This is a genomic window from Trichococcus paludicola (assembly GCF_003052295.1).
In the GTDB taxonomy this organism is placed as follows: domain Bacteria; phylum Bacillota; class Bacilli; order Lactobacillales; family Aerococcaceae; genus Trichococcus; species Trichococcus paludicola.
The window spans coordinates 104,066-125,642 of the sequence record NZ_QBLC01000002.1; the positions used below are offsets into that span (position 1 = coordinate 104,066).

Sequence of the window (21,577 nt, forward strand, 5' to 3'; positions counted from 1 at the left end):
AATAATATACTATAGTCAATTTGAAATTGATAGAGTCGGGAGGGAAAATGATGCCGGTAGATACCGTAACCATTGCACTGCAGCAATTAAAGAAACAAGGTTATAAATATACCCAAAAAAGAGAAGATATCATTACGGTTTTTGTGGAAGCTAACCGCTATCTGTCCGCAAAAGCTGTTCTGCATGCGTTACAGGATGAATATCCAACACTCAGCTATGACACGATATATCGCAACCTGTATACTTTTGTGGAAGTTGGTATCTTGGAAGAAACAGAATTGAACAACGAAAAGCTGTTCCGGATAACTTGTTTGCACGAGGGGCACCATCATCATCACTTTATTTGTCAACAATGCGGGATGACAATTGCTTTGCAGATGTGTCCGATGGATTTCTTTGAGCAACAGTTGGAAGGGTGCCAAATTTCGTCCCATCGCTTCGAAATATTTGGAGTCTGCAAGAAATGTTTGGCAAATGCATAGGGCGTCCCTTTGGCCAATGAAGTGAAGCTTTTGCCCAATAGGATAATCCACTTTTTAGTTTTGCAATAAAACGTTGCAATTGCTTTCTCCTATGATATAATATCAAAAGAACAATTTCATTTTGATTTTAATATTTTTTCAAAAGGAAACGTTACTTTTAATGCTCGGAGGGAGGGAATATTTAATGTCAAAAACAGTTGTTCGTAAAAACGAATCTCTTGATGATGCTCTTCGTCGCTTTAAACGTACTGTTTCAAAAACTGGAACTCTACAAGACGCTCGTAAACATGAATTTTATGAAAAGCCAAGTGTGAAACGTAAGAAGAAATCTGAAGCTGCTAGAAAGCGTAAATTCTAATAGCCGGATGCTTACTTTCTAAAATTCTTAGAGACTAATCGATAAAGAATGGGATGATCTCCGTATCATTTCATTTTTTTGTTGTCCAGAAAAGCGCCTAGATCAAAAGGGGATAAATATTTTCATAAGCCAAGCCGCTTTATGTTATACTATTAGCAATTAGCAATGAAAAAAATTCCCAAAAAGAGGAGTGTAGCTTGTTTGACCGATAAAGTGAATAAAACAGAGAAAATTGAAGTGATGGATGCATCCGTTTTGCCTCAATTATTTGGATCACAGGATAAGCATCTGAAGATGCTGGAAGATGCTTTGCATGTGACCATTACAAGCCGCGGCATGAAAATCGAAATCAGTGGCGAAGAGCCAGCTGTCGACAAGGCCCGTTCCCTGTTGAAGCAACTTTTGGAATTGTTAGCGCGCGGCATCCCTATTTCACAAACAGATATCGTCACAGCTATAAAAATGTCGGAGCGCGGAAGCCTTGATTTCTTCATTAACCTTTACGAAGAGGAAATCGGCAGGTCGTACGCAGGCAAACCTATCCGGGCGAAGAATTTCGGCCAAAGGCAATATGTGCAAGCCGTCAAGAAAAAAGATGTCGTATTTGGAATAGGACCTGCCGGAACCGGAAAAACCTTCTTGGCCGTTGTGATGGCGGTGGAGGCTCTGAAGAACGGTAAGGTGAAAAAAATCATCCTGACCCGTCCGGCTGTTGAAGCAGGAGAAAACCTCGGCTTCCTGCCCGGAGATCTGAAGGAAAAAGTTGACCCTTATCTGCGACCGGTTTACGATGCGCTTTATGCCATCTATGGCGTCGAGCACACAACCCGCTTGATGGATAGGGGAGTCATCGAAATTGCGCCGCTCGCTTACATGCGCGGACGGACACTGGAAGATGCCTTCATCATCCTTGACGAAGCGCAGAACACGACTGTTGCACAGATGAAGATGTTCCTGACGCGGCTCGGCTTCGGGTCTAAAATGATCATCAACGGCGACAAGACCCAGATCGATTTGCCGAAAGGCGCCCTTTCAGGATTGATCGATGCCGAGAAGAAACTTCAGGGGATCCCAGACATCACTTTTGTTACCTTTGATACTTATGATGTCGTGCGCCACCCGGTCGTTGCGAGCATCATCAAAGCATACGATGTCAAAGCGGAAACAAAACACAACATAGAAAAGTGAGCGATTATATGGAAATAGATATTTTTGATGAAACCGAATCTGTAAAGAAAGAGCACATTGAATTGGTCCATTCCTTGATTGCTTTTGCAGGAGAGTATTTGAAGTTGACGCCCGATACCGAATTATCGATCACTTTTGTGGACAATGAGCGCATCCGGGAAATCAATCGTGAATACCGCAACAAAGACCAGGCCACGGACGTCATCAGCTTTGCGCTGAACGATGACATGGATGACGTTTTCCCAATCAACATGGAAAGCATAACCGGCGCCTTTCCGACAAATATCGGCGATATCATCATCTCGACCGACAAGACCGCTGAACAAGCGGAGTCCTATGGTCACAGTTTCGAGAGAGAACTAGGCTTCCTTGCGTTGCATGGTTTCCTGCATTTGAATGGTTATGATCACATGACGGAAGAAGACGAAAAGGAAATGTTCGGTCTTCAGAAAGAGATACTGGATGCTTATGGACTTAAAAGAGACGAGTAGGGAAAAGATGGGGAAAATCGGAAAGAATCCAAGCTTCTTTGCTTCAGTGAAGCATGCTTTGGACGGCATCGGCATTATCCTCAAAGAAGAAAAAAACATGCGCAGTCATGCCTTGGTTGGCTTGATACCGCTCTTGTTGGCTTGGTTCTTCGAATCGAGCCCAACGGAATGGATCGTGATCATCTTCTGCATTTTTCTGGTTATCATTATGGAGTTTCTTAACACGATATTTGAAAATGTCGTCGATTTGGTGACTGATTACGAATACCACCCGCTCGCAAAGAAAGCAAAGGACATTGCGGCTGGTGCGGTCTTGGTTACGGCATTCTTTGCCATCCTTATTGCGGCCATCATTTTTTTGCCCAAGTTTGTGGAATTATATTATAAGTTAATTTGAGGAGTTTTTTATGAATAAAAAAGAAGGTTTCAAATCAGGATTTGTCTCTATCATCGGGAGACCAAACGTAGGGAAATCGACACTGTTGAACCGAATCGTCGGTCAAAAAGTCGCCATCATGAGCGATGTCCCGCAGACTACCCGGAACAAAATCCAAGGTGTAGTCACTTCGGATGATTCCCAAATCGTCTTCATCGACACGCCTGGAATCCACAAACCGCAGACGCGCTTGAACGATTTCATGTTGAAGAGCGCTTACAGCACGTTCAATGAAGTGGATTTGGTTTTATTTATGGTGAATGCGGCAGAAAAAAGAGGAGCGGGCGACAATTTTATTCTTGAAAAACTCAAGAACCTGCGCACTCCGAAATTTTTGATCATCAACAAAATAGATCAGGTCAAGCCGGAACAATTACTGAAAATTATCATGGACTATACTTCAGACAATGAGTTCAATGAAGTGGTTCCGATTTCCGCAATCCAAGGGAACAATGTCGATGAAATGATGATCACCATCAAAAAATACATGCCGGAAGGGCCTCAATTCTACCCGGACGATCAAGTGACCGATCACCCGGAATACTTCGTTGTGTCTGAGTTCATTCGCGAAAAGATCCTTCAGTTGACCAAGGAAGAAGTGCCGCATTCCGTGGCTGTCGTCGTGGAATCGATGCAGCGCAACGAGGACGATAAAGTCCACGTCCATGCAACCATCATCGTCGATCGGGCCAGTCAAAAAGGCATCATCATCGGCAAAGGCGGGAAAATGCTGAAAGAAATCGGTGTCCGGGCACGTCGGGATATCGAAGCGATGCTTGGCGATAAAATTTACCTCGAGCTTTGGGTTAAGGTCCAAAAAGATTGGCGCGACAAGCAGAGTTATCTGCAGGACTATGGATACCGCCAAAAAGATTACGATTGATCAGTTATTGCTCAATTGATATATGAATAGCAATCAGTAAGAGTTTGGGAGGCTGCCTTCCGGACTCTTCTCTTTTCGAAAGGGTGCGACATGGAGACATATCAGGAATTTGATGGCATCGTCTTATCGATCCGAAAACACAGGGAAAAGGACGCTTTGGTAAAAATATTTACGCGTGATCATGGCAAGCGGATGTTTTTCGTGAAGAACATCAAAAACCCGAACCATTCCTTGAAAGCGGCGTTGCTGCCATTCACGAAAGCGACTTATCTGGGCCGTATCAAGGATGACGGACTAAGCTTTCTGCAGGACAGCCGTGAAATCATCCACTTTTCCAAAATGCAGACGGATATCCATCTGAACGCCTATGCGACCTATTTGAATAACCTTGCCGATGCGGCAATCAACGATGCCATCAAGGCCGCCGATCTCTACGATTTGTTGGAGGAATCCCTGGTCGCTATGCAGAATGGGATGGATGCAGAAATCGTGGTGAACATTTTTGAAATGCGGGTGCTGAAATATTTTGGAGCTGCGCCGCAATTGCAGGAATGCGTCATCTGTCACAGCAAGCAGGAACCTTTCGATTATTCGGTCAAATATTCCGGTGCCTTGTGTCAGAACCATTACGGGGAAGATCCCAGAAGATCGCATGCAAGCCCTGCAGCTGTCCATTTTGCGCGGATTTTCCAATTGGTCACGCCGAAGCAAGTCAGGAATATCCAAATCAAATCGGAGACGAAACAGGCGCTCAGAGCCTTCATCGATGAGCTCTATGAGGAATATGTCGGAATCCGCCTGAAAAGCAAGAGTTTCATCGATCAGATGTACGCTTGGGAAACAAAGGTGGAAATTCCGTTTCGTTCCGCTTCTGGAGAGGTGTCGAACAAGCCGAACGAAGGCGAACAGTCCCATCCAAGTAGTTCTTGACATTCTGCCGGAACAAGGCTACTATTGAGAAGAACTAAATACTGGACGCTGAAGATAAAAGTACCTCTGGTCAGTACCGAAAAGCGAATTTGGGATAGTGTGAGCCAAAGCGGGAGACTATTGCGGAAAGGCATATCCGAGTCCTGTAACGAAGTGCCGGCATTTGCCGGAATTAGGGTGGAACCGCGAAAATATTCGTCCCTATGTTTCAAGGAGACTTGATGCATAGGGACTTTTTTATGTATTATTTCAAGTGGAGGAGATTTATGATGGAAAACAAATTAACTGTGCAAAAGATGATTCAAGCGCTACAAAATTTTTGGGCAGATCAAGGCTGCCTTTTGATGCAGTCCTATGATACTGAAAAGGGTGCCGGAACAATGAGCCCGTACACTTTCTTGCGCGCAATCGGTCCAGAACCCTGGAACGCTGCATACGTGGAACCTTCGCGTCGTCCGGCTGACGGGCGCTACGGCGAAAATCCCAACCGCCTGTACCAACATCATCAATTCCAAGTGGTCATGAAGCCATCACCGGACAATATCCAGGAACTATATCTGGAAAGCCTGAAAGTATTGGGCATCAATCCGATCGAACATGATATCCGCTTTGTCGAAGACAACTGGGAAAACCCTTCATTGGGATGCGCAGGCTTGGGATGGGAAGTTTGGTTGGACGGGATGGAAGTCACCCAGTTCACCTATTTCCAGCAAGTGGGCGGTTTGGAATGTAGCCCTGTCACAAGCGAAATCACTTATGGGCTGGAGCGCCTGGCTTCCTATATCCAGGATGTGAACAGTGTCTACGATCTTGAGTGGACCGAAGGCGTGAAATACGGAGAAATATTCGGCCAACCGGAATATGAACATTCCAAATATTCATTTGAGGAAAGCAACGTCGATTTGTTGTTCCAACTGTTTGATTCATTTGAAGCAGAAGCGACGAAACAGATTGAGAATGGTCTCGTGCATCCGGCTTATGACTATGTCCTGAAGAGTTCGCATGCCTTTAACCTTTTGGATGCAAGAGGGGTCATTTCTGCGACCGACCGCGCGGGTTATCTCGCACGTATCCGCAATATGGCGCGCCAATTGGCGAAAGCTTTTGTCCAAAAGAGAAAAGAACTGGGTTTCCCTTTGCTTTCGGATGATCAAAAAGAACTTGCCCTGAAGGAGGACTAACGTGATGAGTCAAACTGTATTATTAGAAATCGGACTTGAAGAAATGCCTGCGAAATATGTGCGCAGCAGCAGTATCCAATTGAAAGAAAAAATGGCCGCTTTTTTGGAAGAAAACCGCATCGGATTTGATGCGATCGAAATGTATGCGACGCCGAGACGTTTGGCGGTCATCGCCAGCGGAGTCAGTGATAAACAGGCGGATTTGGCTGAAGTCGTCAAAGGACCCGCAAAAAAAATCGCTTTGCAGGCGGACGGTACTTGGTCAAAAGCTGCACTGGGCTTCGTCCGCGGACAAGGCTTGACTCCTGAAGACATCTTCTTTGATGAACTGAAGGGCGTAGAGTTTGTTTTCGTCAAGAAGGAAATCAACGGAAAAGCATCATCCGAAGTGCTGAAGGAATTGAACACAGTCGTTGAGTCATTGACTTTCCCTGTTTCGATGCATTGGGGCAACCATCATTTCAAGTACATCCGTCCGATCCATTGGATTGCGGCATTGGCCGATGATGAAATCATCCCATTCCAGGTGTTGGATGTCGTTTCAGGCCGGAGCACACGCGGGCACCGTTTCTTAGGCGAAGAAGTGACGCTGGCTCATGCAGACGAATATGTGGAGAAATTGGCTGAACAACACGTCATCGCCGATCAGGACAAAAGGAAAAATATGATCCGGGCCCAATTCCAACAGATTGAAGCAGAAAATGGCTGGATCATCCCTAACGACGAAACCTTATTGGAAGAAGTCACTTCACTGGTTGAATATCCCACAGCATTCTTCGGCGAATACGACAGCAAATACTTGACGTTGCCGGCGGATGTATTGATCACATCGATGAAAGACCACCAACGCTATTTCGAAGTGAAGGACAAATCAGGGGAATTATTGCCGTACTTCATATCTGTACGCAACGGTAATGGCATATTCATCGATAACGTTAAAAAAGGGAACGAGAAAGTCCTGACAGCAAGGCTTGAGGACGGCCTTTTCTTCTTCAACGAAGACCAACGCATCACCATTGCGCAGTCGGTCGAAAAATTGAAGAAAGTCACATTCCATTCGAAAATCGGCTCCATTCATGATAAGATGGACAACACAGCGAAAATCGCTGCCCATCTTGCTGATGTGCTTGATCTGGAAGAGGACGACAAAACGCATTTGTTGCGTGTAGCAGCCATCTACAAATTTGATTTGGTGACCAATATGGTTTCCGAATTTACGGAACTGCAAGGCATCATGGGTGAGGTCTATGCATTGCAACAAGGTGAAGCTGCTGCTGTAGCAACCGCGGTCCGCGAACACTACCTTCCGGTATCCAGTGAGGGCGAATTGCCGGAAACTCAAATCGGAGCAGTTTTGGCGATGGCGGACAAATTGGACAGCATCATCAGTTTCTTCCTGCAGGGTATGGTCCCGACAGGATCGAACGACCCTTATGCTTTGCGCCGCCAAATGATTGGGGTCATTCAGATCATCGAGAAATACCAATGGGCATTCTCGTTGGAAGAACTGCTGTCAGCCTTGTTGACGGAGGTTTATGCGGTTGAAGATGCAGAATCATTCGATAAAACAATGAATGAACTTACCGTTTTCGCAAATGGCCGTATCCAACAGAAACTTCAAACCTATGCCATCCGTTATGACATAGTGGAAGCAGTTCTTCAATCCGGTGAAAAAGATATCAACACCTTGTTCGCTAACGCTAAAGTATTGCAGGCGCACAGTGAAGAGGAATCATTCAAGGTAGTTATGGAAGCTCTTGCGCGTGTCGTAAACATTTCCGGGAATCCTGATGAATCGATTCCCGTTCAGAAAGATCTGCTGGAAACAGCCAGCGAGAAGAATTTGTATGTGCAGATCAACCATCTCGATTTGGCTCTGTCCCACGGCGATCCTGAAGCGGATTACGCCGCCTTAGCTGCGATTGCACCATACATTGAAGCTTATTTTGATGAAAATATGGTCATGGTCGAGGATATTGCTATCCGCAGCAACCGCTTGAACACGCTTGGCAACCTGACTTTGAGCATTCTACAGTTTGCTGATGTCAGAAAATTGATCCTTAAATAGTGAAGTGATGGAGGCGGGGCTAACATTGTTTACTCCCGGCTCCATCATTTTGTCTTCCACCGTGTGTGGGGAGGATCTAGACCCTCAATACTGTATTTTCTTTTCGTTTTTTGGTTAATATGGTAAATTAAGAGGGGAGAATGAGCGGTTCAGAAGAAAGAAACGCAAATTATTTATTAAGGATACTTGTCCAAATTTTTGACTGCAGAAACGCTTTTGAAAAAGTTGGACCAATCGAATCATTTTGTTTGGCACAAAGAGTGCCGAACAGTTTTCCAAGGGGGAAAAAAGATGTCAATGTTTTTGGATCATGCAAAAGTGCATGTAAAAGCCGGTAAAGGCGGCGATGGAATGGTAGCGTTCCGTCGCGAAAAGTATGTTCCCGATGGGGGTCCTGCAGGTGGCGATGGCGGCCGTGGGGGAAGCATCATATTTGAAGTGGATCCAGGTCTGCGCACGTTATTGGATTTCCGTTACAACCGGAATTTCAGAGGTAAGCCCGGCGAAAACGGCATGAGCAAAAGCATGTTCGGCCGCGGTGCAAAAGATACAATCGTCAGAGTTCCACCTGGTACGATTGTACGCAATGCGGAAACAAAAGAACTCATCGCTGATTTGACGGAACCTGGACAACAGGCTGTGGTTGCAAAAGGCGGACGTGGCGGACGCGGGAATAACCGTTTTGCCACTGCGAGAAACCCTGCACCCGAAATCGCCGAAAACGGTGAACCCGGGAAAGAGCTGGAGTTGGAGCTTGAGTTGAAAGTCATCGCGGACGTCGGTTTGGTTGGCTTCCCATCAGTAGGTAAATCGACATTACTCTCGATCGTATCAAAAGCGAAACCAAAAATCGCAGCTTATCACTTCACTACGCTTGTGCCTAACTTAGGTATGGTACAAACACGCAGCGGAGAAGAGTTTGTCATGGCCGATTTACCGGGATTAATCGAAGGCGCGTCTCAAGGCGTCGGTCTGGGAATCCAATTTTTGCGCCACATCGAGCGCACAAGAGTCATTCTGCATGTCATCGATATGGGTGGCACAGAAGGCAGAGATCCTTTCGATGACTATGAAAAAATCAATAAGGAATTGGAAAGTTACCAATTGCGTTTGCTGGAAAGACCTACCGTCATTGTAGCCAACAAAATGGATGTGGCGGAAGCGGAAGACAATCTTGAGATCTTCAAACAGCAAATCGCCGAAAAATTCGGGGATGACGAAGCACCAAGAATTTTCCCGATCTCAGCCTGGTCGACTACCGGCGTAGCCGAATTATTGGATTACACTGCTGAAGTTCTGAAGGATACTCCTGAGTTCCCATTATTCGACGAAGAAGAAGTTGAATCATCCGTCCTTTACAAATTCGAAGAAAATCAAGAACAATTCACTATCGGGCGCGATCCTGATTCCACGTGGGTATTGGGTGGCGAAAGATTAGAAAAACTATTCAACATGACCAATTTTGCGCATGATGAAAGCATCATGCGATTCGCGCGTCAATTACGTTCCATGGGCGTGGATGAAAAACTGAGAGCCAAGGGAGCGAAAGATGGGGACATGGTCCGTATCATGACCTACCATTTTGAGTTCGTAGATTAAAAAGCATCACCATAACCAATAAATGGGGGATAATTATCGTGACATTACAGACACGCTCCATTCCATTGGATGGAATGCGGGCCCTTGCGATTCTTGCCATCATTTTCTATCATTTGATGCCTCATGTTTTGCCTGGCGGCTACTTGGCTGTAAACATTTTTTTCGTTTTGACTGGTTATTTCATCACAGCGTCGGTGATTGAAGAATACGGCCAAAAAGAGAAGTTGGCTTATAAACGCTATTTGGCCAGAAGGTTCAACAGGTTGTTCCTTCCGTTACTGGGGATGCTGGTATCGGTGACTGCCTACATCACTTTGTTCCAAAGGGACTTATTACTGAATTTGCGGCCATGGCTTCTTTCGTCATTGGGGATGGTCAACAACTGGTGGCAAATTTCTGTGGGCGGGTCTTATTTCGAACAATTCTATGTGCAATCACCTTTCCTGCATCTCTGGTTCCTTTCGGTCATAAGCCAATTCTATGTCATCTGGCCTTTGATTGTTCTTTTGCTGATGGCCCTTTTCAAGGATAAACGGATCATCTTCTACACAGCTGTCGGGCTTTCTTTGTTTTCTGCCCTTGCGATGGCCATGCTGTATGTGCCAGGAGAGGACGCCTCGCGCGTCTATTATGGGACGGATACGCGCTTGTTTTCATTTATGATAGGGAGTGCGCTGTCGGTTGTGTGGCCGTTAACGAAATTGAACGAGCCAGTGTCGAAACGAACGAAGCGAAGATTGACGCTTGCAGGATTTTTCAGCTACGCGATTCTCGGGTTGATGTTCAGCAGGATGCTTGATAGTCAGACATTCACTTACAGAGGTGGAATGTACCTAAACAGTATCATCATCGGCGTTGCGGTAATCTTGACAGCACATCCGGCAACGACTCTTTCAAGAATGATGCGGTTCAAGCCGATTCAGTGGCTCGGCAGGCGGAGTTTCCTGCTTTATCTCTGGTATTATCCTGTACTTTCCCTTTATCAAGCGAAAGTAATCGATACGAGCGTTGATCCCGGACGCCACATTTTGATCCAACTGGCCTTCATGGTTATCCTTTCCGAAATAGGTTACCAATTATTCGAAAAAAAACGTTGGAAGATGACGTCTGTGCAGTTTTGTAGCCCTGCCGATACGATTGCCCAAATAAAGGCTTCCGGATTGGCAGACTCAGTCAGGCATTTTTCGGCAAAAATTGCGGCATTCGTCAGTTTCTTCCTCTTGCTGACCGCTCTGGCGGGATTTGTCCAAGCAGAATCCGGCGAGAATGTTGCTGTGGAGGAACTGCGACAGCAGATTGCAGCCAGCCAAAGTAAAATGGATGACATGAATCGTGACGAGTCCACCCGCAGTAGGGCCATCAACAATATCGAAGGCCTCGAACGGGAGACCGTGTTGTTTGCTCACAGCGCAGATATTACCTTCATAGGCGATTCTGTATTACTCTCCGTCGCGGATCAACTGGTGACGATATTCGGTCAAGCGGTTGTGGATGGTGCCGTCAGCAGACAGCTTTACCAAACTTCTGCGGTCATTGCTGCTTTGGAGAAGCGGGAACAATTGCATGACACCGTCGTGGTATTCTTAGGTTCCAATGGGACTTTCACCCAAACCCAAATGGAAACGTTCATAAAGGAAATCGGGACATCGCGGGATCTATTTTTCCTCACGACAAATGTTCCGAGAATCTGGAAGGACGGCGTGAACGAGCAGTTGACGCTTGCCGAAAGCACCCATTCCAATGTCCATATTTTGGATTGGAATACCTACAGCAGCGGGCATGACGAGTGGCTTCTGGAGGACCAGGTCCATCCGAATCCAACGGGAGCAAAACAATTAGCCCTTTTTGTGGCTGAGGAAATCTATCAAGAATTAAATGATGAAAATGGGAGCAATTGATTATGAAAATTCAATTTTTAGGCACCGGAGCAGGTGTCCCTTCCACCAGCAGAAATCTTTCCAGCATAGCATTGAAACTATTGGATGAACGCAATGCCATCTGGCTTTTTGACTGCGGGGAGGGGACACAGCAACGTGTGCTCAAAACAACGATTCGACCCAGGAAAGTCGAAAAAATCTTCATTACCCATCTGCATGGAGATCATATATTCGGCTTGCCTGGGTTCTTGAGCAGCAGGGCGTTTCAAGGCGGCAATACGCCCTTGAACATCTATGGCCCTGTTGGAATCAAAGAATTTATTTTGACCAGTCTGCGTATTTCCCAGTCCCACTTGCGCTATCCAATCTTCTTTCATGAAATAACCGAAGATGGCGTAGTGTTTGAAGATGAGCAGTTCCGCGTGAGTTGCGCAAAACTGAATCACGGCATCGTTTCTTACGGATACCGTGTCGAAGAGGCAGACTATCCGGGCGAATTGCAGGCCGATAAGCTGAAAGAGATGGATGTTCCAGCGGGACCTCTCTACGGAAAGCTAAAAAATGGGGAGACTGTTGTTTTACCGGACGGCAGAACCATCAATGGGCTGGATTTTATCGGGAAAACGACTAAAGGACGTATCGTAACGATTCTGGGCGACACAAGAAGAACGAAAAACACAGTGGTTTTAGCTAAAAATGCCGATGTGCTGGTTCACGAGAGCACCTTCGGGAAGGAAGACCAAGCGATTGCGTCGGATTATTTCCATTCCACATGCATCGATGCAGCTAAAGTAGCCAAAGAAGCAAATGTTAAGCAACTCTATTTGACCCACATCAGCGCCCGTTACCTCAACGGCAATGCGCACCAGTTGCAGCGGGATGCACGCAAAGTCTTTCCTGACACGAAACTCGTCAACGATTATGATGAGTTCGAAATAGCGCTGACGAAATGATCCCCTGAAGCTTGATCCTCTGAGAATCATTCCGTTGATAAGTGTTGCAAGTTGACTATCCATCGGCAAAAAGATGATAATAAGAGTGGGATATATCAAAATGAGTGAGGCGATTATAATGAAAAATCAATGGAGATTAGTAGCAGGCATAATTTTAATCATCATCATTGTGTTATTTGCCGTTTTCAATGTCGATGCTGTGCCAGTCAATTTTGGGTTCGCAGTTGTGGATGGACCTCTTATCATTGTCATCCTTGTTTCTCTACTGATGGGCTCGCTCATCACCTTGTTGGTTGCGACAGGCAGTGCAACGAAGAAGAATAAAGAATTTAAACAGATGCGCACTGAGATTGATACAAAAGGGAAAGAAATCCAAGCGGCAGTCGATGCTACGAAAGTCGGGTATGAACAGCAAATCGCCGATCTGAGAGCGGAACTGACTCAGAAAGACAACAAAATCAAATCCCTTGAAGAGGAATTGGTCAAACAGTTTACAGTGGGTAACCCGAATCAGCCAAGCGTTTGACGAAAATAGAGTGGCAGATTTATCCAATCGGCCACTTTCAGTTGCAAAGAAAGACTAGAACGATTTCAGCTTCTAGTCTTTTTTGAATTACTGGGGCCTAGGTGCACCCGTACAGTTTAAATAGTTAGGAGTCGATAAATTGTTATCGTCAAAGATGAATTGGAAAATACGCAAATCAGAAATTGATGATTCTGTAAGCAGGGAAATCAGTCAGGCTACAGGCTTATCAGAAAAATTTGTTACGCTTTGCATGCAGCGAGGCTTGGGAACAAAAGAGCAAATCAAAGCTTTCATTGATGGGGCAGAAATGGAATTCCATGATCCATATCTGCTGCATGATATGGATAAAGCAATCCACCGCTTGATGGAAGCTATTGAGGCTGGAGAAGAAATCGTCGTTTATGGGGATTATGATGCGGATGGCATCACAAGCACAAGCATTCTCGTGGAAACGATAGAAGTATTGGGCGGCAATGTCGGCTATTATTTGCCGAATCGTTTCACGGATGGTTATGGCCCCAATGCTGCTGCATTCAAGAAATTGATCGAGAATGGGGCACAACTGATTCTTACTTGCGATAACGGGGTTTCAGGCCACGAACCGATAGCGATGGCTAAAAAAATGGGCGTGGATGTCATTGTTTCCGACCATCACGAATTGCCAGATGCGTTGCCGGACGCGTATGCCATCATCCACCCGAAACATCCTGCCGGATCCTATCCTTTCCCGGATCTTTCCGGAGCTGGTGTCGCTCTGAAAATTGCAGCGGCCTTGCTGGGGGAAATGCCTTATGAATCGCTCGATTTGGCAGCTATCGGTACCGTTGCGGACCTCGTCAGTTTAACAGGCGAGAATCGTTGGATCGTGAAGCAGGGACTGCAAGTCATGAAACAAACGCATCGGCTCGGTTTGGCTGCGCTGATGGAAGCCGCGGGAATAGACGCGGCTAATTTGGACGAGGAAAGCATCGGTTTCATCATCGGTCCGCGTTTGAATGCAGTCGGTCGGTTGGAGGATGCGGGTCCAGGCGCTGAACTGATGCTGTCATTCGATGAGGAAAAAATAGCTGAACTGGTTGCTTACATACAGGAAAAGAATGTCGAGAGACAGGGAATTGTCCAATCCATCCATGAAGAAGCCAGTGCCGAACTGGCGAATAACGAAAGCCTGCCGGATATTGTAGTGTTGGGCAACACGAATTGGCACGAGGGCGTACTTGGAATTGTTGCAAGCAAGTTGGTCGAGGAATTCGGGCGTCCAACTGTCTTATTCCGCATCGACGAAAAAACCGGCATCGCAAAAGGATCGGCCCGCAGCACGGAAGCGTTGGATATCTATATGGCACTGACCGATTCAAAAGACTTGCTCACGAAGTTTGGAGGGCACAAAATGGCAGCGGGCATGAGCCTTCCCGCTGCCGATTTGCCAGCCTTCAGAGAAAAAATAAACAACTATGCGACCATTTATCATGATGCGATCGTGTTGGGCGAATCCATTTATATAGACGCCATGCTGCCGCTTGCTGATGTCACACTGCCGTTTTTGAAGGAATTGGAATTGCTCAAACCATACGGGACCGACAATCAAAAGCCTATATTCGGCTTCCAAAATGTACCGTTGACAGATATCAGACAGATCGGTGCGGACAACAAACATCTGAAATTCAAGCTTAAGGACAAAAACCTCTTTCTGGATGTGATTGGCTTCAACAAAGGAAGCATCAGCAACCACTTGAACGAGGCGGATGTCGTTTCTCTGATCGGAGAACTTTCGATCAACGTTTGGCGGGATAGCGCGAAACCGCAACTGCAACTGAAGGACATCAAAAACAAACATGTCCAGTTTTTCGACAAACGGAGTTCGATTATCCAAGAATCGGTATTGGCTGTGGAAGATGCCCTGTATCTATTTTCGACTTCCGGTATCATGAAACAATTTTATGAGCGCATCCCGAACAGTTCGAACGCTGCGTTACTCACTGACAATACAGCGGATGCTCTTCAGGATGTCAGTGCCAGCAACTTGGTGCTCTTCGAATGCCCCTTAAAGATGGATTTGTTGGCTGATCTTTTAAAGAGCAATCAGTTCGAAAATGTGTATGTCGTCTCTCATGAAACAAACAGCATTTACGCAGACGGAGTCCCTCCTAAAGACCAGTTTGCGAAATTCTACCAATATATCCGTTCCCATAAGGATATCGATGTGAGAAATCGGTTAGATGCCTTAGCAAAATACTTAAAAATCAAAAAAAATCTTGCCATTTTTATGATTCAAGTGTTTTTGGAGGCGGGATTTGTTACAATAGACAATGGTTTCATCAATGAGGTCCAAAACCCTGTCAAAAGAGCTTTGGACGACACCCAGGTATACAAAGATCGCCTGCAGAAAATGGAAGCTGAAAAGGTATTCATCTACAGCCCGTTTTCGCAGTTGACGAATTGGTTGAATGAACAGATGATGGTACAATAATTAGGAGGAACACAAAATGGACTTGAAACAATATATTGCTGATGTCAAAGATTTCCCGGAGAAAGGCATCATTTTCCGCGATATTTCACCCTTGATGGCGAACGGAGAAGCTTACCGTTATTCGATCAAAGAAATCGTGAAATATGCCCAGGACTTGAATGTCGATAAAGTAGTCGGACCCGAAGCGCGTGGGTTTATGGTCGGCTGTCCGGTCGCAGTGGAATTAGGCTGTGGATTCGCAATGGCCCGTAAAAAAGGCAAATTGCCGCGCGAAACGGTGGAAGTATCCTACGGACTGGAGTACGGAAAAGCAACACTGCAACTGCACCAAGATGCCATCCTGCCTGGTGACAAAGTGTTGGTTTGCGATGATCTATTGGCAACTGGCGGCACTACAGCCGCAACCATCGAGTTGGTGGAAAAATTAGGCGGAGAAGTCGTCGGTTTGGCATTCCTGATCGAGCTGTTGGATTTAAAAGGCCGTGACCTGATCCAAGGGTATGACATCTTCACGCTGATGGAATACTAAGAACAATAAATAATCCGAAAATGAACGGACACGCAAAAAGGCTGCCAAAAGTTGGCAGCCTTTTTGTGGCAGTCGGGGGACTGACCCTTATATGATGTGGTTCCGGTACAGACCGACTACTTTTCCCAGAATGATGACGGAATCCAAGATGATCGGATCCATGCTGGCATTTTCAGGTTGCAGACGGTAGTAGTTGTTTTCTTTATAGAATCGTTTGCAGGTCGCTTCATCATCATCCGTCATAGCTATGACGATATCACCGTTTTCGGCCGTGGATTGTTTTCTGATGATCACTGAGTCGCCATCGAATATACCGGCGTCGATCATGCTTTCTCCGCGGATTTTAAGCATAAACAAACTTCCGGAAGAGGATTTCAGATCCGGCGGAACCGGGAAATAATCTGTTGCTTCTTCGACAGCCAGGATGGGAGCACCGGCTGTGACGGTACCCAATAGCGGCATTTTATCCGACATGATCCCGAGTTTATCCAGACCTGCTTGGGTCAGTTCGATCGCACGTGGTTTTGTAGGGTCGCGTTGGATAAAACCGTTTTTTTCTAGACGCGACAGATGGCCGTGCACTGTGGACGTTGAGGAAAGTTTGACTGCATTCCCGATTTCCCTTACGGTCGGCGGATAGCCTTTTTCCTGGACTTCTTCATAAATGTATTGAAGCACTTCAACTTGGCGTGAATCTTTATTTTTAACCATGAGATCATCATCTCCGTAATCCTAAATTTATAAGTTTAGAATACCATTAATCATCTAAAAAATCAAACAGATGTTCGCATATTCTCGGGAGTGACGCGAGAATATGCTTAAAATTATCCTGAAACCGGCAACCGCTGAAGCGTTTTCGAAAATTCGCTAAATTTATCCGTGATTGCTATTTCTTTTTCTCATAATCTTTAGTACAATTAATGAATGAATGCTTTGGAAAGGGGGATGAATACGTGTCAACAACAGCATGGGTAATGATGGTCATTTTAGGAATAGTAATAGGCGCGGTTGGCGGATTTTTCCTTGCAAGACGTTATATGGTAAAATATTTTGAAGAAAATCCACCAATCAATGAAGAAATGTTGCGTTCTATGATGATGCAGATGGGTCAAAAACCATCCGAAAGAAAAGTAAAACAAATCATGGCTTCTATGAAAACACAATCAACAAAGAAAAAGAAATAGAATAATGAAATAATATACAAAATGTGGATCTCTACGGTTCCACATTTTTATTTTGTCCGAATACAGGTAAGAAGGGAGTAATAAACGTGAGTATTTTCAAAAAATTGAGTTGGTTTTTCCGTCAAGAATGGAAATCGTATTTTGTAGGCGTCTTTTTCCTGATCATTGTGGCGATACTTCAGGTTGTTTCGCCGCGCGTTGTCGGAATCATCATCGATGAAATTGCCTTAGGGACCCTAACGATGGCTTCTTTGTGGAAGTGGTCGGCGATCATATTGATAGCAGGCATTTTGCAGTACCTTTTCCGCTATATTTGGCGGATGAAGATTTGGGGTACTTCGGCAGAGTTAGAAAAGATACTGCGTTCGCGATTGTTTAAGCATTTCACCGAAATGGACGCTGTCTTTTTCCAGAAATACAGGACAGGCGATCTGATGGCGCATGCGACGAATGACTTGAATGCGATCAGGATGGTCGCAGGCGCAGGCATACTCACATTGGCGGATTCGATTTCTTCAGGCGGGATCACGCTTTTCACAATGTTCTTCTTGATTGATTGGCGTTTGACGCTTATCGCCATGATTCCGTTACCGGCTTTGACGCTGGTGTCACGAATCCTCGGACAGAAGATGCACAAGCGTTTCCGCAAGGCACAAGCTGCTTTCTCTAATCTGAATGACAAAACGCAGGAGAGTGTCTCCGGCGTTAAGGTAATCAAGACGTTCGGTGAAGAAGAAGAAGATATTCGTGATTTCGAAGCGATGACGAGGGATGTCGTCGTGAAAAATAAAGCTGTCTACTTGGTTGATGCCTTATTTGACCCGGCGATCCAACTTATTTTGGGGCTTTCTTTCGCACTGACGATCATCTTTGGTGGCCGTTTTGTCGTGGAAGGCAGCATCAGTATCGGCCAGCTGGTTTCGTTCATCAGTTATATCGGCATGATGGCGTGGCCGATGTTGGCAGTAGGTAGATTATTCAATGTGCTGGAACGAGGCAGTGCCAGTTACAGCAGGATTGATGAGCTTCTTAAGGAAAAATCAACGATCCAGGAGCAAAAAAATGCTGTCCGGACTCCGGTTACAGGCGATCTGGATTTTCAGGTAACCTCCTTCGGTTACCCGAACAGTGAAGAAATCAGCCTGAAGGACGTCGGTTTCCATTTGGAGCGGGGACAAACATTAGGGATTGTCGGCAGAACCGGATCGGGCAAAAGCACGATTTTCCGTCTGCTGTTGCGTGAGTATGATCAATATGCCGGCAGCATCAACTACAACGGGATCGATATCCGTGATTACTCATTGGATGCATTGCTGAGCGGAATCGGTTACGTTCCCCAAGACAACTTCCTGTTCTCTTCTGACGTGAGGGAAAACATCCGTTTCGCTGATCCATCAATCAGCCAACAAAAGGTTGAAGAGGCAGCGCGCTTGACCGCCATCCATCATGACATTCTTGGTTTTCCCGAGGGCTACGATACGTTGGTTGGCGAAAGGGGCGTTTCCTTATCCGGTGGACAAAAACAGCGGATAGCGATTGCGCGGGCTTTAGTGACTGAACCTGAGCTGCTCATCCTGGATGATTCCTTATCCGCGGTGGACGCGAAGACGGAGGAAGCGATCCTGACGGGGCTTAAGGAAAAGCGAGCCGATCAGACAACGATCATCGCAGCCCATCGGATCAGCAGCGTGATGCATGCAAATGAGATCATTGTCCTTGATGAAGGGCGCATTGTCGAACGCGGGACGCATTATGAGTTGATGGAACTGGACGGCTGGTACCGCAGAATGTACGAAAAACAACAACTCGAAACCAAATTGGAAGGGGCGGATGAAGCATGAGTGGATCAGTATGGTCTAAAACAATCTCATTGAAGGAACAACTCCGGGTAGTCAAACGAATCTTCCACTTTGCCCATCCTTTCCGCAATCAATTTTTGATCGCTTTGCTTTTCAGCATCGCGTTGTCGCTGGTCAATGTGGTGGCGCCGCGCATCATCCAAATTTACATGGATGACTATCTGGCTGTTGGGAATGTCACGACCGACATCAGTGTGCTATTTGCGCTGGCATATGTAGGAGTTGTCCTGCTGAAGATGTTGGTCACGTATCTGCAGCGCTATATTTTCAGCATGGCGTCCGAACAAACCGTTGAGAATATCCGCAATGCCGTTTTCCGTAAGGTCAATCAATTGGGGATGCGCTACTATGACACCACCCCGGCTGGATCGATTGTTTCGCGCGTCACGAATGACACCGAAACGATCAAGGAATTCTGGAATGTATTTTTGGCTCTGGCAGAGGGGATCTTCAGCATCATCACAGTGTTCATCGCAATGTGGACATTGGACAAGCAGATTTCCCTTCTTTTCATCGTTTTTGTCCCGATCATGGCCGGTCTGATTTGGTATTACCAAAAGTACAGCACGCGCGTTTACCGCACAATGCGCGAAAGACTGAGCCAACTGAACACGAAATTGAATGAATCGATTTCCGGCATGGCGATCATCCAGCAGTTCCGCCAGGAAAAACGGCTGCGCGCGGAATTTGACGCGATCAATGAAGACTACAGCAAAGGGCGCGTAGCGATGGTCCAGATGAACGCCTTGATGCTGATGCCGGTCGTCAATCTGTTGCAGGCCATCGCGTTGGCGATCGTCCTATGGTTATTCGGTTATCAGACGTTGAACGGCGTCGTGGAGCTTGGGGTCATCTATGCGTTCACAACCTATATCCAAAATTTCTTCCGTCCGATGGGGATGATGATGGACAACCTCAGCGCCTTGCAGGACGGCATCGTCTCCAGTTCGCGGGTACTGAGCGTATTGGATAATGCCGAGTTGGCGCCAAGCCAACCTGGGGATTCGGAATTGGAAATTGCGCAGGGAAGGATCGAATTCAAAGATGTTTCCTTCTCCTATGACGGGAAGCAGGATGTGCTCAAAAACATCAGCTTCACCGCCAATCCAGGCGAAACGGTCGCGCTGGTGGGCCACACCGGCAGCGGAAAAAGTTCGATCATCAATGTTTTGCTGCGTTTTTATGAGTTCGAGAAAGGCGACATCCTGATTGACGGAAAATCTATCAAGACGTACCCGATCGAGGAGATCCGCTCAAAAATAGGCTTGGTCCTGCAGGATTCGTTCCTGTTCTACGGGGACATTTCGCATAACATCCGTTTAATGAACAAGGATTATACCGACCGCGATATCGAAGGCGCGGCTGCCTTTGTGCATGCCGATTCATTCATCGCGTCGCTGCCTGGAGGCTATCATGCAAAAGTGATCGAGCGCGGAGCCAGTTATTCGAGTGGTGAGAGACAATTGATTTCGTTCGCCCGAACGATTTTGCGTGATCCGAAAGTGCTCATCCTTGACGAGGCCACGGCTAATATCGACACAGAAACAGAACTCCTGATCCAAGAAAGCATGCGGAAAATGCGTGAAGGCCGAACGACGATTGCGATTGCTCACCGTCTGTCCACCATCCGCGATGCCCATCTGATCTTGGTATTGGAGAAAGGGCGCGTCATCGAACGAGGTACACACGAAGAACTGATCTCCAAACAGGGTACCTATTATGACATGTACATGCTGCAGTCGATGAACGACTGACCGCTTGTTGAACAGCAATTCAAAAAAACAGCGCCGGAAAAAAATTTTCCGGCGCTGTTTTTTTTGGTTGTTTTCGAGATGATGAAGACCCGGTAACGGACATCAGGTTTTTTATTTTGAGATGTAGACGAAATTCGGATCGATTTCCTGATCCAATTGGCGGAAGGTTGTTCCGAGCAGTTCGTCATAGGCAGCCAGTTCGTCTCTGGAGATGCGTTTCTCATTCGGCAGATAGATGGGCTTGCCGAAGCGGACCGTCGCTTTTTTGCGCTTCAGAAGATCCTTGAGTGTGAGTGGACCTTGATAGACTACTGGAAGGATCGGAACGTTGGCCAGCTTGGCGATGGAAGAAGTGCCGCCTTTGATTTCTGCGGAATGCCTCGACCCGGTCGGGAAGATCAACAGATTGGTTTTGCCTTCCTTCAGGATCGAAACAGGTTGCTTCAGGGCGCTCGGGCCCGGATTTTCACGATTGACAGGGAAAGCGTTCATGTGAGTCAGCAGCCAGTTCATGAATTTCCCCTTGAACAGTTCTTGCTTCGCCATTGATGAAAATGCGTGCGGATACACGCCAAACGAAATGAAAATGGGATCCAACAGACTTCTGTGCGGAGCTGCAAGGATATAGACTGTGTCTTTCGGAATGTACTCTTTGTTTTGGATTTCGGTCTTGCCGTTCAGGATACGGACCAGAAATCTGACTATGATGACGACTGTTTTAAAAAACATGACAGGGCTCCTTTTGCTTTGGCATTATGCTAATCAGTATGAGATAGTTTGTTGAATATTTCAAGTTAAATATTCAGTTC

General features: G+C 46.2%; 20 protein-coding genes. 18 read left to right on the forward strand and 2 right to left on the reverse strand.

Translation table 11 applies throughout. The features are described from left to right. The first annotated feature begins 47 nt into the window (after nucleotides 1–47). The 15 genes from C7R56_RS03340 to C7R56_RS03410 all read left to right on the forward strand — a co-directional run bounded on the left by C7R56_RS03340 (nucleotide 48) and on the right by C7R56_RS03410 (nucleotide 15,971). Nucleotides 48–482 carry a Fur family transcriptional regulator gene (locus tag C7R56_RS03340; RefSeq protein WP_281251181.1) on the forward strand — a complete coding sequence of 145 codons (435 nt, stop codon included), beginning with the start codon at nucleotides 48–50 and terminating at the stop codon, nucleotides 480–482. Nucleotides 483–666: 184 nt separating this feature from the next. Then, nucleotides 667–840, forward strand: coding sequence for a 30S ribosomal protein S21 (gene rpsU, locus C7R56_RS03345; protein WP_086627850.1), 174 nt, complete (start codon nucleotides 667–669; stop codon nucleotides 838–840). Between the two features lie 240 nt (nucleotides 841–1,080). Next, a complete protein-coding gene (locus C7R56_RS03350) occupies nucleotides 1,081–2,028 on the forward strand; it encodes a PhoH family protein (RefSeq protein WP_234402580.1) in 948 nt (315 codons plus the stop codon). 8 nt (nucleotides 2,029–2,036) lie between these two features. Then, nucleotides 2,037–2,519 carry an rRNA maturation RNase YbeY gene (gene ybeY, locus C7R56_RS03355; protein ID WP_107995184.1) on the forward strand — a complete coding sequence of 161 codons (483 nt, stop codon included), beginning with the start codon at nucleotides 2,037–2,039 and terminating at the stop codon, nucleotides 2,517–2,519. Nucleotides 2,520–2,526: 7 nt separating this feature from the next. After that, a complete protein-coding gene (locus C7R56_RS03360) occupies nucleotides 2,527–2,916 on the forward strand; it encodes a diacylglycerol kinase family protein (RefSeq protein WP_234402565.1) in 390 nt (129 codons plus the stop codon). A 10-nt stretch (nucleotides 2,917–2,926) separates the two neighbouring features. Then, a complete protein-coding gene (gene era, locus C7R56_RS03365; protein WP_086984756.1) occupies nucleotides 2,927–3,838 on the forward strand; it encodes a GTPase Era in 912 nt (303 codons plus the stop codon). 90 nt (nucleotides 3,839–3,928) lie between these two features. Next, nucleotides 3,929–4,768: a DNA repair protein RecO gene (gene recO / locus C7R56_RS03370; protein ID WP_107995186.1), complete on the forward strand. Its 840-nt coding sequence runs from the start codon at nucleotides 3,929–3,931 to the stop codon at nucleotides 4,766–4,768. 269 nt (nucleotides 4,769–5,037) lie between these two features. Continuing rightward, nucleotides 5,038–5,949, forward strand: a complete 912-nt coding sequence (gene glyQ, locus C7R56_RS03375; protein WP_086628188.1) for a glycine--tRNA ligase subunit alpha — start codon at nucleotides 5,038–5,040, stop codon at nucleotides 5,947–5,949. 4 nt (nucleotides 5,950–5,953) lie between these two features. After that, nucleotides 5,954–8,017 carry a glycine--tRNA ligase subunit beta gene (gene glyS, locus C7R56_RS03380; protein ID WP_107995187.1) on the forward strand — a complete coding sequence of 688 codons (2,064 nt, stop codon included), beginning with the start codon at nucleotides 5,954–5,956 and terminating at the stop codon, nucleotides 8,015–8,017. Between the two features lie 291 nt (nucleotides 8,018–8,308). Continuing rightward, on the forward strand, nucleotides 8,309–9,616 hold the full coding sequence (obgE, locus tag C7R56_RS03385) for a GTPase ObgE (protein WP_107995188.1): 1,308 nt from the start codon (nucleotides 8,309–8,311) through the stop codon (nucleotides 9,614–9,616). A gap of 38 nt (nucleotides 9,617–9,654) precedes the next feature. Next, nucleotides 9,655–11,514, forward strand: a complete 1,860-nt coding sequence (locus C7R56_RS03390) for an acyltransferase family protein (RefSeq protein ID WP_107995189.1) — start codon at nucleotides 9,655–9,657, stop codon at nucleotides 11,512–11,514. Between the two features lie 2 nt (nucleotides 11,515–11,516). Next, nucleotides 11,517–12,446 (forward strand): ribonuclease Z, encoded by a 930-nt coding sequence (gene rnz / locus C7R56_RS03395; protein WP_107995190.1) that lies wholly within the window; start codon nucleotides 11,517–11,519, stop codon nucleotides 12,444–12,446. A gap of 118 nt (nucleotides 12,447–12,564) precedes the next feature. Beyond that, nucleotides 12,565–12,972: a LapA family protein gene (locus C7R56_RS03400; protein ID WP_107995191.1), complete on the forward strand. Its 408-nt coding sequence runs from the start codon at nucleotides 12,565–12,567 to the stop codon at nucleotides 12,970–12,972. 139 nt (nucleotides 12,973–13,111) lie between these two features. Continuing rightward, nucleotides 13,112–15,442 (forward strand): single-stranded-DNA-specific exonuclease RecJ, encoded by a 2,331-nt coding sequence (gene recJ / locus C7R56_RS03405; RefSeq protein WP_159072141.1) that lies wholly within the window; start codon nucleotides 13,112–13,114, stop codon nucleotides 15,440–15,442. Nucleotides 15,443–15,458: 16 nt separating this feature from the next. Next, nucleotides 15,459–15,971, forward strand: a complete 513-nt coding sequence (locus C7R56_RS03410) for an adenine phosphoribosyltransferase (RefSeq protein ID WP_107995193.1) — start codon at nucleotides 15,459–15,461, stop codon at nucleotides 15,969–15,971. An 87-nt stretch (nucleotides 15,972–16,058) separates the two neighbouring features. Here the strand turns inward: C7R56_RS03410 and lexA are convergent, their stop codons facing one another. After that, a complete protein-coding gene (gene lexA, locus C7R56_RS03415; protein WP_107995194.1) occupies nucleotides 16,059–16,682 on the reverse strand; it encodes a transcriptional repressor LexA in 624 nt (207 codons plus the stop codon). Nucleotides 16,683–16,924: 242 nt separating this feature from the next. On the opposite strand from lexA, the gene C7R56_RS03420 reads away from it, so the two are divergent. From C7R56_RS03420 to C7R56_RS03430, 3 genes are all read left to right on the forward strand, one after another. Continuing rightward, entirely contained in the window at nucleotides 16,925–17,155 is a 231-nt protein-coding gene (locus tag C7R56_RS03420; protein WP_199902973.1) for a YneF family protein, read from the forward strand. Between the two features lie 86 nt (nucleotides 17,156–17,241). Then, nucleotides 17,242–18,996 (forward strand): ABC transporter ATP-binding protein, encoded by a 1,755-nt coding sequence (locus C7R56_RS03425; protein WP_107995196.1) that lies wholly within the window; start codon nucleotides 17,242–17,244, stop codon nucleotides 18,994–18,996. Next, nucleotides 18,993–20,768 (forward strand): ABC transporter ATP-binding protein, encoded by a 1,776-nt coding sequence (locus C7R56_RS03430; RefSeq protein WP_107995197.1) that lies wholly within the window; start codon nucleotides 18,993–18,995, stop codon nucleotides 20,766–20,768. Before C7R56_RS03425 ends, C7R56_RS03430 begins: the two co-directional genes overlap by 4 nt. A 111-nt stretch (nucleotides 20,769–20,879) precedes the next feature. On the opposite strand, the gene C7R56_RS03435 is transcribed toward C7R56_RS03430, so the two are convergent. Next, nucleotides 20,880–21,497, reverse strand: coding sequence for a lysophospholipid acyltransferase family protein (locus tag C7R56_RS03435; protein ID WP_107995198.1), 618 nt, complete (start codon nucleotides 21,495–21,497; stop codon nucleotides 20,880–20,882). Nucleotides 21,498–21,577: the final 80 nt, after the last annotated feature.